General features: G+C 71.2%; 15 protein-coding genes and 1 pseudogene. 5 read left to right on the top strand and 11 right to left on the bottom strand.

Annotated elements, in window-relative coordinates; translation table 11 throughout:
* Positions 1–48 precede the first annotated feature (48 nt).
* Together ACIA6A_RS34190 and ACIA6A_RS34185 are read left to right on the top strand one after the other, a co-directional pair.
* The gene (locus ACIA6A_RS34190; protein ID WP_396102108.1) at positions 49–1,218 is read left to right on the top strand and encodes an ROK family protein; all 1,170 of its coding nucleotides are present in this window, start codon (positions 49–51) and stop codon (positions 1,216–1,218) included.
* Positions 1,209–1,736, top strand: coding sequence for a GNAT family N-acetyltransferase (locus ACIA6A_RS34185; protein WP_396102107.1), 528 nt, complete (start codon positions 1,209–1,211; stop codon positions 1,734–1,736). The genes ACIA6A_RS34190 and ACIA6A_RS34185 overlap by 10 nt, the downstream gene beginning before the upstream one ends.
* Here ACIA6A_RS34185 and ACIA6A_RS34180 read toward each other — a convergent pair.
* The 8 genes from ACIA6A_RS34180 to ACIA6A_RS34145 form a co-directional block, all read right to left on the bottom strand.
* Complete coding sequence (locus tag ACIA6A_RS34180; protein ID WP_396102106.1) at positions 1,724–2,146, bottom strand: hypothetical protein; 423 nt, start codon at positions 2,144–2,146, stop codon at positions 1,724–1,726. The genes ACIA6A_RS34185 and ACIA6A_RS34180 overlap by 13 nt on opposite strands.
* 30 nt (positions 2,147–2,176) lie before the next feature.
* The gene (locus tag ACIA6A_RS34175; protein WP_396102105.1) at positions 2,177–2,803 is read right to left on the bottom strand and encodes a Clp protease N-terminal domain-containing protein; all 627 of its coding nucleotides are present in this window, start codon (positions 2,801–2,803) and stop codon (positions 2,177–2,179) included.
* A 1-nt stretch (position 2,804) separates the two neighbouring features.
* Positions 2,805–3,041, bottom strand: a complete 237-nt coding sequence (locus tag ACIA6A_RS34170; RefSeq protein WP_396102104.1) for a helix-turn-helix domain-containing protein — start codon at positions 3,039–3,041, stop codon at positions 2,805–2,807.
* Positions 3,042–3,143: 102 nt separating this feature from the next.
* On the bottom strand, positions 3,144–3,353 hold the full coding sequence (locus ACIA6A_RS34165; protein ID WP_396102103.1) for a DUF3072 domain-containing protein: 210 nt from the start codon (positions 3,351–3,353) through the stop codon (positions 3,144–3,146).
* A 41-nt stretch (positions 3,354–3,394) separates the two neighbouring features.
* Positions 3,395–4,180: a VOC family protein gene (locus ACIA6A_RS34160; protein ID WP_396102102.1), complete on the bottom strand. Its 786-nt coding sequence runs from the start codon at positions 4,178–4,180 to the stop codon at positions 3,395–3,397.
* A gap of 169 nt (positions 4,181–4,349) precedes the next feature.
* A complete protein-coding gene (locus tag ACIA6A_RS34155) occupies positions 4,350–5,618 on the bottom strand; it encodes a cation:proton antiporter (protein WP_396102101.1) in 1,269 nt (422 codons plus the stop codon).
* Positions 5,619–5,775: 157 nt separating this feature from the next.
* Complete coding sequence (locus tag ACIA6A_RS34150) at positions 5,776–6,438, bottom strand: HAD family hydrolase (protein ID WP_396102100.1); 663 nt, start codon at positions 6,436–6,438, stop codon at positions 5,776–5,778.
* A 16-nt stretch (positions 6,439–6,454) separates the two neighbouring features.
* Complete coding sequence (locus ACIA6A_RS34145) at positions 6,455–8,653, bottom strand: SpoIIE family protein phosphatase (protein ID WP_396102099.1); 2,199 nt, start codon at positions 8,651–8,653, stop codon at positions 6,455–6,457.
* 187 nt (positions 8,654–8,840) lie between these two features.
* Here ACIA6A_RS34145 and ACIA6A_RS34140 point away from each other — a divergent pair.
* Positions 8,841–9,495 (top strand): annotated as a pseudogene (locus ACIA6A_RS34140) (hypothetical protein); the annotation flags it as partial.
* Between the two features lie 1,178 nt (positions 9,496–10,673).
* Here the strand turns inward: ACIA6A_RS34140 and ACIA6A_RS34135 are convergent.
* On the bottom strand, positions 10,674–11,030 hold the full coding sequence (locus ACIA6A_RS34135; RefSeq protein WP_396102098.1) for a DUF6401 family natural product biosynthesis protein: 357 nt from the start codon (positions 11,028–11,030) through the stop codon (positions 10,674–10,676).
* A gap of 91 nt (positions 11,031–11,121) precedes the next feature.
* Here ACIA6A_RS34135 and ACIA6A_RS34130 point away from each other — a divergent pair, with 91 nt between their 5' ends.
* Positions 11,122–11,538 (top strand): hypothetical protein, encoded by a 417-nt coding sequence (locus ACIA6A_RS34130; RefSeq protein WP_396102097.1) that lies wholly within the window; start codon positions 11,122–11,124, stop codon positions 11,536–11,538.
* 6 nt (positions 11,539–11,544) lie between these two features.
* Here ACIA6A_RS34130 and ACIA6A_RS34125 read toward each other — a convergent pair whose 3' ends face one another.
* Positions 11,545–11,763 carry a hypothetical protein gene (locus tag ACIA6A_RS34125; protein WP_396102096.1) on the bottom strand — a complete coding sequence of 73 codons (219 nt, stop codon included), beginning with the start codon at positions 11,761–11,763 and terminating at the stop codon, positions 11,545–11,547.
* A gap of 232 nt (positions 11,764–11,995) precedes the next feature.
* Here ACIA6A_RS34125 and ACIA6A_RS34120 point away from each other — a divergent pair, with 232 nt between their 5' ends.
* Complete coding sequence (locus tag ACIA6A_RS34120) at positions 11,996–12,793, top strand: hypothetical protein (protein WP_396102095.1); 798 nt, start codon at positions 11,996–11,998, stop codon at positions 12,791–12,793.
* 146 nt (positions 12,794–12,939) lie between these two features.
* Here ACIA6A_RS34120 and ACIA6A_RS34115 read toward each other — a convergent pair whose 3' ends face one another.
* Positions 12,940–13,164 (bottom strand): hypothetical protein, encoded by a 225-nt coding sequence (locus tag ACIA6A_RS34115; RefSeq protein WP_396102094.1) that lies wholly within the window; start codon positions 13,162–13,164, stop codon positions 12,940–12,942.
* Between the last annotated feature and the right edge of the window lie 23 nt (positions 13,165–13,187).

The raw sequence follows: 13,187 nt of genomic DNA, 5'->3' as shown, positions 1-13,187 counted from the left end.
TTCCTCCAATATTCTCGTACCGCGAGGATAAACGGAGGGACGGGGTCGGTGGCAAGAGTTCGGGCGGACGAGGCACGCTGGCACACCGGCAATCAGGTGCTGACCTGGGTGCGCGAGCACCCCGGCGGCACCCGGGCCGCGATGACGCAGGACCTGCGGCTGGCCAGCGGGCTCGCCACCGAGGTCACCGCGCGGCTGCGGGCGGTGCGGCTGCTCGACGAGACCCCGGCGCCGCGGGCCGGGCGGGGGCGGCCGACCACGGTCCTGGGCGCGCATCCCGAGGGCCCGGTGCTGCTGGCGGTGGTGCTGCGCACCGAGGGGTGGCGCTCGGCGGTGGTCGCGCTGGACGGCAGCCTGCACGACGTGACCGAGGTCCGGCACGGATCGAGAACCCCGTCGGCGGTGCTCGCGGCGATCCGGGCACGGGTGGCGACGGTGCTCTCGGCGTACGGGAAAAGGGTCCGGGCCGTTTCCCTCGCGGTCGCCGGCACCGTGTACGACGGCCGGCTCGTGCAATCGGCCACGCTCGGCTGGCACGACGTGGATCTGGGGCTGGTGGGTGCCCCGGTGCCGCTGCTGCTGGGCAACGACGCGACGCTGGCCGGGGTGGCCGAGGCCCGCACCGGCGCGGCCCTCGGCGCGTCGACGGCGCTGCACCTGCTGGTCACCGTCGGGATCGGCGGCACCGTCACGGTCGGCGGACGCCCCGCGACGGGCTCGCACGGGGCCGGCGGCGAGTACGGGCACCAGCCGTACGCCGATCGTGCCCTGAGATGTCCCTGCGGTGCGCGGGGTTGCTGGGACCTCGCGGTGGACGGCCGTGCCCTGGCCCGGCACCTGCGTGACGCCGAGCCGGACGACCCGTACGCCTACGCGCGGCGGGTGCTGGCGTCCCCGGAGCCGGCCGCGCGGGAGGCGCTGTCCCGGGTGGCGGCGGCGCTCGGCGACGGGGCCGGTGCGCTGGTCAACATCGGTGACCCGGAGGTGGTGACCCTGGGCGGCCTGGCCCCGCTGCTGCGCGCGGCCGCCCCGGACGCGTTCGAGCAGGCGTACCTCGGTGCCCTGATGGCCTTCCACAAGGGGCACCCGCCGGCCGTGCTGGCCGCGGTGCACGGCGACGACGGCCCGTTGCAGGGCGCGGCCATCATCGGCCTGGACGAGATCACCGGGGCGGCGGCGCTGGCGGCCTGGGCGGCAGAATCACCGGCATGGAGCTGACGACCCCACGCCTGACGCTGCGCCCGTTCCGGGCCGGCGACCACGCCGCGGTGCACGCCTTCGCGTCCGACCCCGAGATCGTGCGCTGGATGGACTGGGGCCCGAACACCCCGGAGGAGACCGCCATCTTCCTCGGTCTCGCGCTGCAGTCCGACGTCGAGCAACCGCGCCGGGCCTACCGGTTCGCGGTGGTCCGCGGTGCGGTTCTCATCGGCTCGGCGGAACTGCACATCGAGAGCGCGGAACACCGCCGCGCGACGATGGGCTATCTGATCGCCCGCGAGCACTGGGGTCAGGGCTTTGCGACCGAGGCCGCGCGGGCCCTGCTCGAACTCGGTCTCGACCGGCTCGGCCTGCACCGGGTCACCGCGACCTGTGACCCGGAGAACGCCGGGTCGGCGGGGGTGCTGCGCAAGATCGGCATGGTCGAGGAGGGCCTGCTGCGGCACCATTACCTGATCCGGGGCCGGTGGTGCGACCGTCTGCTGTTCGCGGCGGTCGCCGATCAGCCGCGGTAATACATCCGCAGCTCGTAACCGCTGCTGGTGGGGTGCCAGCCGAGGTCGTCGACGTCACGGACCTCGGTGCGCCCGGCCAGCCACGTCGCCGCCTGACCGAGTGCCTCCGCGGGCGTCGCCCCGGTGAACGTCATCCGCAGCGACTCCCGCTCGGCGGCGGCCGGCGCGTGCCGGGGGAACTCCTGGACCGCGAGCATCGGCTCCGGGCCGGTCACCACCGCGGTCGGCCCGACCGGCTCGCCGTTGAGCACGCCCTGCACGAACCAGTCGTTGATGGACTCGTCGTGCTCGACCGACCAGCCGCTGATCGCGCCGACGTCGGTGGCGATGGCGTGCTTGGCGTTGTCCAGCGCGGAATCCAGCGTGGCGACCTCGAGGCCCTCGCCGTTGTACTCGACCCGGTACGTCATGGCGCCCTGGTTACCCCGGAACCGGCCTTCTCAAGCCGCTTTAGCGGTGAGCGACCGGGTCACCTGCTCGCGCAGCCGGCCGACGTCGACCCCAGCCTCCGCCAGGATCCGGGCGCCGAGGCCGTTACCCTCACGCAGCAGCCCGAGCATGATGTGCTCCGGCGCGATGTAGTTGTGCTTGAGACGCAGCGCCTCACGCAGCGAAAGCTCCAGCACCTTCTTGTTGCGGTCGGAGAACGGTGAGTGACCGCTGCTGGAGAAGCGGCTCAGCAGTCCCTTGCGCCTCGGCTTCGTGTCGCGGGGCAATCGCAGGGCGCCGGGGCCGAAGTTCTCCTCGATGGTGCGGCGCACGGCGTCGAGGTCGATGCCGATGGCCTTGAGCGCCTCGCGGTCCTCGGCGTCCGCGGCGTCCGCTTGCCCGAACGCGGCCGGGTCGGCGGTGCCGGTGCCGACCCGGCGGATGAGCTCGGCGCGGACATGGCGGGCATCGACCCCCCTCTCGGTCAGGGCCGCGGTGGTGGCAATCGGACCCGCCGGGTCGGCGAGCAGGGCCAGCAGCATGTGCTCGGTGCCGATCGGCTTCTGACCCAGGTCGCGGGCCTCGGCCTGGGCGCGGATGACCACGTCCCGGGCGGCGTGCGTGAATCGTTCGAACATGTCAGCTCTCCCGTGGGTCCTGCATCGGCACTCGGTTGGCGTGTTTCTTGTGTACGCCCTGGCGGGTCACCTCGAGGGCGTCCGCGATCTCCTGCCAGGACCACCCTTTGCGGCGGGCGTTGGCCACCTGAAGGTGCTCGAGGCCCTCCAGGAGGCGGCGCAGCGCCACGACCGCGCGGAGCCCGACCCGGGGGTCGGTGCTGCCCGCGGCGGCGGCGAGGTCCGTTGCTTCGGTCATGAGTGTCAACCTACGTTGACAGTCCGACCGTGTCAACCAGAGTTGACATCAACGGCAGGAAAAAGGGCCAGCCGTGTGGCTGGCCCTTCTCCGGACGGTTCCTTACAGGCCGCGGCCCGACTTCTCGCGCAGCACGTCGATCTGCTGGGAGGCCTCGGCCTTGGTCAGGTCCTCGGGCACGTCCACGTGCGCCTCGGAGGCCAGGGTGTGCAGGTACGACTCCTGCGCCCCGGTGGCCGGCTCGTCACCGGTCGTCCAGTCCGCCGGGTCCTTGATCGTGTTCGATGCCGGATCCTGCTCGCTCGTCGCCATGGCGTGCCTCCTCGATGAAGCCGATGTTTCGTACAGGCGTATCAGTACCCGCCGAACGTCAACTCCATGCCTGACACCGCGTTCATCTGCATAGTCAACTCGATCGGGATCGCCGCCGGGGCCGCGATCGAGAACGGGACGCCCCACGGGTCGAGCAGCTCGGCGTAGGTGCCGAAGCCGGTCTCGGCGACGCCGGAGACCACGGTGCCACCGTACGCCCGGCAGTCCTCGAGGGTCTCGGTGCAGTCGGCCACCTGGAACGCGGCCCGCCACCAGCTGCCGCCACGGCTCGGGGCGAGCCCGGCCATCGCGTCGTGCGCCGTGGTGATCCACTCGCCGCGGGTGCCGTCGCTGCCGTACTCGTCGCGCAGCAGCCAGCCGAACGCCTGGCCGTAGAAGCGCGCGGCGGCCGCGGCGTCGTCGGTGAGCAGCTCGGGGAACGTCATCGTGCTGGGCTCACCGCCGACCTGGGCGCCGGTGAAGTCGCGGGGCTCCCAGATGCCGAGCGTCGCGCCGGCCGGGTCGGCGATGACTGCGGAACGGCCGCCGTGTCCCTCGACCGGCTCGCTGACCAGGCGGCCACCGGCCTCCTGGACGCGCAGCAGGGAGGCCTCGATGCTGTGCTCGGTCAGATATGTCATCCAGCCCTGGGGCCGGTCGGCGCGCGTACGGGTGAGTCCGGCCGCGGCGCGTCCATTCAGTTTGAATCGGTCACCAGCCGGCTCCCAGCCGAAGAGCCGGGCGTAGAACTCCGCCGCTCGGGCGGGATCCGCGCTTGCCAGCTCGACCCAGCAGGGTGTCCCCGGCGCAAAGCCCCGTAAACGCATCGGCCGCACCTTTCGTCGTCCATCGTTTCTTCGTCCACCGTGGATTACCGGCCTTGGGGGAGGTGCCGATCACTTTACAGGTATGAATACGCTCCGCCACCATGTCCGGGTTCAATGTCCTAAATAAACTACGGTTTTGCGGACTGGTGATTACCAAGCGTGAACCCGGTTACTGAGCGTGTCGCTCTTCCGGGGTGCGGGAGCGCTCATTGGATCGGTCCAGAAGCCGCATCACGGGCGTCACGGCAACACCGTGCAACACCACGCTCACCAAGACGACGAATCCCACTGTCGCCCATATGACATTCATCGCCGGAAACGTTGCGTGGCTCATTGCGTACGCCAAGTAATAGAACGATCCGATACCCCGAATTCCGAAGATCGCGATTACCCAGTGTTCCGCCGGACGGCCCGGGGCGCCGTGGAGCGAAAGGAATCCTGACACCGGACGGACCACCAGGACAAGGGCCAATCCGACCAGCGCCGCGGGCCAGGTCAGCGGACCCAGCAGGCCGCCGACCACGGCCCCACCGAACAACAGCAGCAGCAGTACGGTCAACAGGCGCTCGATCTGCTCCGAGAAGTCATGCAGCACCTGGTGGTACTCGTGCGACCGCTGTGCGGACCGGATCCCCCGGGCGGCGATGAACACGGCCAGGAAACCGTAGCCGCCGGCGACCTCGACCAGGCCGTACGCCAGGAACGTCGCGGCCAGGGCGAGGAACCCCTCCGAATGCTTGGCGAGACGCAGGCTCTGGTTGCGGGCCTGGAAGAAAAGCTTGCCGAGCAGCCGGCCCACGATCAGCCCGCCGGCCACCCCGGCCACGATCTTGTAGAGCACGTCCTTGAGCGCCCACTCGCCCAGCCAGCTCTCGTGGGTCACCAGTGCGGTGGCCATCGCGATCGCCGCGTACACGAACGGGAACGCCAGGCCGTCGTTCAGCCCCGCCTCCGAGGTCAGCGCGAACCGCACCTCGTCCTCGGAATCCTCCTCGCCGGTCGGCTCACCGACCTGCACATCCGAGGCCAGCACCGGATCGGTGGGCGCCAGCGCCGCACCCAGCAGCAGCGCGGCCGCCGGGACCAGCCCGGCCCACCACCAGCCCAGCAGCGCGACCACACCGATCGTGATCGGCATGGCGATGACCAGCAACCGCCACGTCGAGGTCCACCGCCGCCCGGCGAGCGGCCGGTCGATCTTGAGTCCGGCGCCCATCAGCGCGACGATCACGCAGACCTCGGTGAGATGCTGCGTCAGGACCGGATGGGCGAACGGGTCGGCGTCCGGAAGCCCTAGTGGCAGCGCGAACAACACCATGCCCAGGGCCAGGAAGACGATCGGCATGGACACCGGCCGGCGCTCGAGCACCCGCGGCAGGATCCCGGCCAGCAGCGCACCCACACCGAAGACCGCGAAGAGGAGGTCAGAAAGTTGCACGCGCAATGACTGCCCCGCATGGTGCCAATCCATGCGCGACGGCCGCTGCCGGCACGGCTGCTCGATCGCGGCCCGGCCCCGGGTCCCTTCCCGGCGCGGCCGTGGGTGGGTGTTTTGGTGCGGCAGTGGTCCTGACCCGGCGCTTGGGTGCGGCCGGTCAGAGCAGGCGCTTGATCGCGGATCGGTCCAGGGCGGCCAGCAGAGCCGCCGGATTCTCGTAGGTCTCCACCGCGCCGGCCGCTGTCAGCTCGGCCGCGCCGGTGCCGCCGCAGGTCAGGCCGATGCAGGGGATGTCCAGCCGGGCCGAGGCCTGGACGTCCCAGACCGAGTCGCCGACGAAGACGCTGTGCGCCGGGTCGACGCCGGACCGGTCGAGGGCGGCTTGCAGGATGTCCGGCTCCGGCTTGCTGCCCTCGGCGTCGGACGACGACGTCGCCGCGGTGACCACATCGTCGGCGCCGATGATCCGGCGCAACTTGTCCAGTTCCTCGTCCTTGGCGGACGACGCGAGCACCACCGCCAGGCCACGGTCCGCGCACCCGCGCAGCAGATCCGCGGCACCGGGCAGCGGGCGCAGGCGCTCCCACCAGGCGGAGAAGAGCACGTCATGGGCGGCCGACAACTCCTCCTGGTCCCCGTCGTCGCCCAGCAGATGGCCGACCAGCTTGTCGGAGCCCATGCCGATGCCGCGATGGACCTCGGCCATCGGCACGTCGTGGCCGGCCTGCCGGATCGCCTCCCACCACGTGACCGCATGCAGGTACGTGGTGTCGACCAGGGTGCCGTCGACGTCGAAGAGCACTCCTCGGGTAGCTGTCATATACAGCGGCATACCCTCAATCGGCGCGGGGTATCACCATCTCGAACCAGACCGTCGAACCGCGGACCGTGGGGTCGGTGCCCCACGTGTCACTGAGCTCCTCGATCAGGCCCAGGCCCCGCCCACGGCTGCTCAGCGCCTCGGTGCGGGCCCGGGTGACACTGCCCCGGGTGCCGGTGTCGGCCACCGACACCAGCAGCCGCTCGGCACTCAGGTCGATGTGCACCTGCGCCGGGGTGCCGGCATGCAGCAGCGCGTTGGTGGTCAGCTCGCTCGTGCACAGGATCGCCGCCCCGATCACCGGCTCGGGGACCGCCCACTCCCGCAACCGGGTGGTCATCCACTGCCGCACCCGGCTCGGGCCGGTCGGCTCCGCCGGGACCAGCATCGTCGCGGACCGGCTCAGTGCCACCGCCCGCTCGACCGCCAGGACCGCGACATCATCATCGGTACGGCCGGGGACCGCTGCCGTGGACAGCGAGCACAGATTCCGGGGGTCCCCACTGCCGGCCGCCGCGGCGGCCGCCACCAGGGCGTCGAGGCCGTCGCTGAGCGGACGGTCCCGGCGCTCCACGACGCCGTCGCTGTACATCAGGATGGTGTCGCCCGGCTCCAGCACGATCGTGCAGGTGCGCCAGCGACCGCCCAGCCCGAGCGGCGCGCCCGGCGGCACCGGCACCAGGGCCGCCGTGGCCCGGCCCTGACCAGCCTGGCCCTGACCGCCCTGACCGCCCTGACCGCCCTGACCGCCCTGACCGCCCTGGCCTTTGCTCTGGCCGGCCCGACGCAGCACCGGCGGGGGATGACCCGCGCTGGCCATGGTGATCGTGCCGTCGGCCGGGTCGAGCACGCCGTAGACGACGGTGACGAAGATCTCCTCGTTGCGGGACTCGGCGCCCAGCGAACCGACCAACCGGTCCAGGCCCGCCAGCACCGTCTCCGGGGCCGGATCGGTCAGCGCCAGCGCCCGTAGCGCCGCGCGGACCTGGCCCATCACCGCGGCGGCCCGCACGTCGTGGCCGGCGACGTCGCCGAGCACCATCGCCAGCCGGCCGTCGGCCAGCTCGAACGCGTCGTAGAAATCGCCGCCGGCCGCGTTGCCGTCGACCCCGACGTCGTAGCGGGCGGCGATGCGGAACCGGTCGAGCTCCGGCAGATGCTCCGGCAGCATCGAACGTTGCAGCAGCTGAGCAGTGCCGTGCTGGGCCTCGAACCGGCGGGCCCGCTCGGCCGCCTGGGCGACGAGCTCGGCGGCGGCGTACAACAGTGCTCGTTCCGCCGGCAGCCACGAGTGCGCCGAGCGGTAACCCATGGTCAGGGCGCCGCGCACCGACGTCGTGCGCAGCGGCATCGCGGCCAGCGCCCGGATCCGGCGCTCGTGCCGGTCGGTCGCGACCCGGGCCAGCGGCGAACCGTCGGACTGGAACGACGCCCGCCCGGTCTGCGCGGCGGTCACCAGCGGGGTGTCGGCGCCGGCCGGGATCCTTTTCCACAACGGGGGCAGGCGCTCGTCGGCCTCGTCCATCATCTCGCCACGGATCCGCCGGACGTACCGGAACTCGTCGCCGTCGTCGATGGACAGCACGCAGTGATCCACATCGAACGAGGCCATGGCATACGCCAGGACCACGCGCGCCACGTCGTCGATGGTCAGCACCGACGCGAGCCGGGCGGTCAGCTCGCCGAGGCTCTGCAACCGCCGGGTGACGTGGGTGGTCTCCGCCGCCACGGTGAGCACCGCTGCCACGGTGCCGTGCTCATCGCGTACAACAGAATGGCCCCTGGTGAACGACGCCTGCTCGACGTGCCCGCCGCGCGGGACCGCCACCTGGGTCTCCGCCTCGAGGAACGCCTGACCGTTGCGGAAGACGTCACCGATGATGCCGCCGAGCCCGGTGTCCCAGACGTCGCCGAAGACCTCGGCCGCCGGCTGCCCCAGCGCCGCGGGATGCCGAGCGCCGATGACGTCGGCGTAGGCGTCGTTGTAGATCAGGATGAAGGACTCGCCGCAGGCCAGCGCCATCGGCACCGGCGACGCCAGGATCATGTCGACCACCGCGCGCACGGCCGGGTCCCACTCGTGGACCGCGCCCAGGGCGGTGGTGTGCCACGGGTGGGCAGCGACCAGCTCGGCGCAGCCCCGAGCCGCGACCGGACCCCCGGCACTCTGCTCAGGCAGCGTCGTCATCGCCGAAGGGCTCCCCATGCCGACCATCCCATGAGCGTAGCCCGGCTCGGCCGTTCGGACGATGGGGGTACTGTCCGGTCGTCCTCATCTGTCCGGTACGTGCGGATGATGACTGTGTGGTGTGCGTCCCTGTCGGCTGAGCGGGTGCGGGTTGACGCCGGCCGATTTACTCTCTGCTGCGCGTTGGAGTTTCCTCGATGGTGGGAGTGAGCGGATGAGCGGTTCCGAACTGAGCGACGCGCTGAGTGACATGTGGCGGTCGGTGCTGCTCTTCATACCGGCGGCCCTGGCCTTCCTGGCAATTCTGATCATCGGGTACGTCCTCGGCCGGCTGGTCCGTACCGTGGTCGGCAAGGCTCTGCATCGCGTCGGCTTCGACCGCGCGGTGGAACGCGGAGCGATCGGCCGGGCCCTGGGCGACCGGATCAAGCCGAGCGACCTGTGCGCCAAGATCGCCTTCTACGCGGTGTTGCTGTTCGCGCTGCAGCTGGCGTTCGGCATCTGGGGCCCGAACGCGGTCAGCGACCTGCTCACCGCGCTCGTGGCCTGGCTGCCCCGGGCCTTCGTGGCCATCGTGATCATCGTGGTGGCGGCGGCCATCGGCGGAGCGGCCCGCGACCTCATCAGCAGCGCCCTCGGCGGCCTGACCTACGGCCGGATCCTGGCCCAGGCCGCCTACTGGCTGATCGTCGCCCTCGGCGTGATCGCGGCCCTCGACCAGGTCCGCATCGCCACCGCGGTCACCCAGCCGGTCCTGATCGCGGTCCTGGCCACCATCGCCGGCGTCCTGATCGTCGGCGTGGGAGGCGGCCTGATCCGCCCGATGCAGCGCCGCTGGGAAACCTGGCTCGAACGCGCGGGCGAGGAATCAGTGGTGATCCGCGAACACGCCCGCAGCTACGCCGACGAAAAAGCCCGCGTCGCCCGCGAGGCCGAGGAAGCCCGTCTTGCGGAGGAAGCCCGTCGCGCTGAGGAGGCTCGTCTTGCGGAGGAAGCCCGCCTCGCTCGCGTCGCGGAGGAAGCCCGTCGCGCGGAAGAGGCTCGCCTCGCGGAAGAGGCCCGTCGCGCTGAGGAAGAGGCTCGCGCGGAAGAGGCTCGCGTCGCGGAAGAGACCCGTCGCGCTGAGGAAGCGCGCGTCGCTGAGGAAGCCCGTCGTGCTGAGGAAGCCCGTCGTGCTGAGGAAGCCCGTCGCGCGGAAGAGGCTCGCGTCGCTGAGGAAGCCCGTCTTGCCGAGGAGGCGCGTAACGCCGAGGAAGTCCGGCTTGCGGAGGAGGCCCGTGCTGAGGAGGCCCGCGCTGCAGAAGCTCGTGCTGCGGATGAGGCCCGCGTCGCCGAGGAAGCTCGCCGTGCCGAGGACGCCCGTGCCGAGGAATCCCGGGCTGAGGAATCCCGGGCTGAGGAATCCCGGGTTGCCGAGGCGGCGGCTCGGCAGCAGGCCGCTCTGCGGGCCGACGAAGACAGCCGGGCCGAAGAGGCGCGCCGTGCGGACGAGGCCCGTCGGACCGAGGATTCCCAGGTAGCTGACGATGCCCGCGTCGCCGAGGAAGCACGGGTGGCCGAGACGGCACGGGCGGCCCGGCTGGTCGAGGATGACGACGAACCTCGTGGAGCAGCCCGGTCGTCAGCGCGGGACGACGACGAGCGGACGCGCGTTCTGGGGACGGATTCGGCGCACGAGCGGGCCGAGGCGGAGCGGCGCCGGCTTCTCGACGCCGCCGCGGGGGAGCAGACCCAGATCATTCCGGTGCAGCGGCGACCCCGGGACGACAATCCCGTACCCGGATTCGGCTCTGATGATGACGACGAGGACGAACCGACCCAGATCATCAAGCCGGTTCCGCGCCGCGACGACGATTGACAGTAAGCGGGGCCGGCACCTGATCAGGTGCCGGCCCCGGGTCGTGTACGGCCTGGTGGCGGTGCGGGCCTTGCTCGGTCTCGGGCGGTCGGGCCCGTTCTCGGGCGGTCGGTCAGCTCGGGCGGTCGTGCGTGCAGCGGTCGTGCCGGAAGCGGTCGATCAGCAAGCGGTCGATCAGCAAGCGGTCGGTCAGCTCGGGGCGGGCAGCGTGCGGGCCAGGGAGCAGACCGCCAGCAGGCGGTTGAGCACCCAGTCGTTACCGGTCCAGTCGATCGGGCCGGCCGGCGGGCGCCAGCCGTGCTTGAACGCGGCGTCGCGGACCCCCTCGGCGTAGGCCGCCAGGATCACCGGCGTCAGCGGCCGGACGTCCGTCGACAGGCTGTCGCGGATGCCCGCCTCGTGCTGGTCGACGGTGGCGAGCAGACCGGGGGAGCGGGTGGCCGCGTCAAGGCCGGTCGCTCCGACGGAGGACATCAGCTCCTCGAGGCAGGCGTGGGCGGAACGCAGGGCAGCACGGGCGGCAGCGCCGCTGAACAGGCCATTCATGAGCTAAAAGTTAGAGAGCGAAAGGTAGCCAACGGTTCGCCTGATCGGTGCAGCTCGGTTGAACTCGTCGCCGGTGGGTACCCGTGCGGCCATGACCGATGAGCACCGCAGGCCCGAGGGCGTCGACGACACGACCGTCGAGGCGCTGGGCAAGCTGAGTGAGTCGCTCGAGACCGTCGAGCGGATCAGGGGCCATCTGTACGCGCTGCATCAGCTCACCGGGCAGGCCGACTTCAACCTCGACGACGCGGTGTCGTTGTTCCGCAAGGCCGGGCACACGCACGTGGCGGACCGCATCGAGACGGAGCTGATCGGCCGCAACGTGCTCGCCGGCCGCTGGACGTTCCAGCTGGTCGAGGAGTACGACGACGGGTATTACGCCGAGTTCCGCGCGCTGGAGAAGGATGCCCGTGACGAGCTCGCCGGTGGCCGGCGGCACCTGTGGGAGGCGGAGCTCAAGGAACGCCGGCGCACTCCGGGTCGGCCGGGCCATGAGGCCCGCCCGTGAGAACGCCTACTCGGTCTCGGCTTCGATGTCGGTGGCGGGCCGCTGACGCTGGGCGTCATCGGCCATGATCACGGTGGCGACCACGAGGGCCACGACGACCGCGAACAGCCAGGAGGCGTCGTCGATGAGCGATGCGGCGAGCGGGGCCTGGAACGCGGCTAGCAGAAAGCCCACCCAGGCAAGTCGGCGCTGACGCTCGGAGAGGAAACCAGCAGCAGATCGCATCCGGCTAGTCTTGCCCGATTCGGGCGCAGCGCCGTCACCCTTTCGGCCGATCTCGGGTTGTCCGATGGTGCCTACTGCGCAGCGTCGCCGCCGTCCCACGCGCGGTACACAAGTCCTGTTCATCCCATTAACGACCCTGCTCCTGGCCGCTTGCACCCCCTCGGCGCGTCCCCCCGACCCCGTCAGCCCACCACCCTCGGTCAATGAAGCAGCACGGGTAGTAGTCGGCGATATGCGAGGCCAAACCACCGCGACACTGCTCGTCGACGACCCCGCGTCGGTGCTCGAGATCAAACTGGTGGCGCTCCCGGACCGGCTCTACCGGATCAGCACCCCACCGGATTCCGGCCTGGCGCCGCGGGTGACCGATGTCGCGGGCACCGTGCGTCTCGATCTCGGCGCTACCGGGGAGAGTGGCCCGGATTCGGTGCGCATTCTGCTCAATCGCAAGGTCCGCTGGGACCTGCGCCTCCCGGCCGGAGCCGGTGAGCAGCACCTCGACCTGGCGGCAGGTCACCTCCGGCGGCTGGACATCGGCTCCGGCGCGGGCCTGATCAGGCTCCGTCTGCCGGGCTTGGCCACCATCCCGCCGGTAACCTCGTTCGCCCCCGCCCTGATGGCCCCGGAAAGAACGTTCGTTCTACCGAGGGCCGAGGGAAGGTCGCGAGCGGCGGCGCCTGCGGCTCATCTGCTGGAAAGAACGTTCGTTCTGCCGGTGGGAGAGCGAGGGACGCGGGAGATGGCAGCGTTCGATCAGCTGCGAGAAAGAACGTTCGTTCTGGGAAAGGCGCGCCGCATTGTCCCGATCCGGGTGACCGGGTCGGTGGGGGAACTGGTGGTCTCGGTGCCCCCGGGGACCGGGTTCCGCTTGCGGTTGCGCGGTGGGGCCGGCTCCGTCGCGGCGCCCGGGGTGGCACCGGGGCCGGCCGGGCGGGGTTCGGTCGTCAGCTCCACGGGCGGGCGGATCCCGGATCGCCATTATGAGATCGACGTCGGATCCACGGTCGGTGAGCTGGTCGTACGCCACTGACCGTGCCAAAGGGGCGGCGGCCAGGGGCTGCGCCGACAAGAGTGCTACCAAGAAGTCGCGGCAAGGCGGCCACGGCAAGGCGGCCACGGCAAGGCGGCGGCCGTGACGAAGGGGCCGTGAGTGGCTCACGGCCCCGGGCATCGTCGTCAGGAACGGCCGGTGGTGCTGGGCCGGAATTCGCGGTCAGGGTCTGTTGTGCCCGGGCCGGGTTTGTCCTGGGCGGTCGAGTCGGCGGCCTGGGTGTCGCCCGCGTCGTTGCCGGTCGGGTCGCCCTGGCCGTCGGTGTCCCAGGTGGCCATGGCTTCGGAGAGGTCTCGTACGGAGAGTTTGTCCTCGTCGCGCCACGCGCCGTCGGTTTCGCGATCTGTCATGACTGTGGGGGTACCCACGGAGA

Origin of the sequence: Actinoplanes sp. NPDC051494 (assembly GCF_044454705.1) — a bacterium.
Lineage (GTDB): Bacteria > Actinomycetota > Actinomycetes > Mycobacteriales > Micromonosporaceae > Actinoplanes.
The sequence above is the reverse complement of the archived record's forward strand: the minus strand, read 5'-3'. Positions and strand labels throughout refer to the sequence as shown.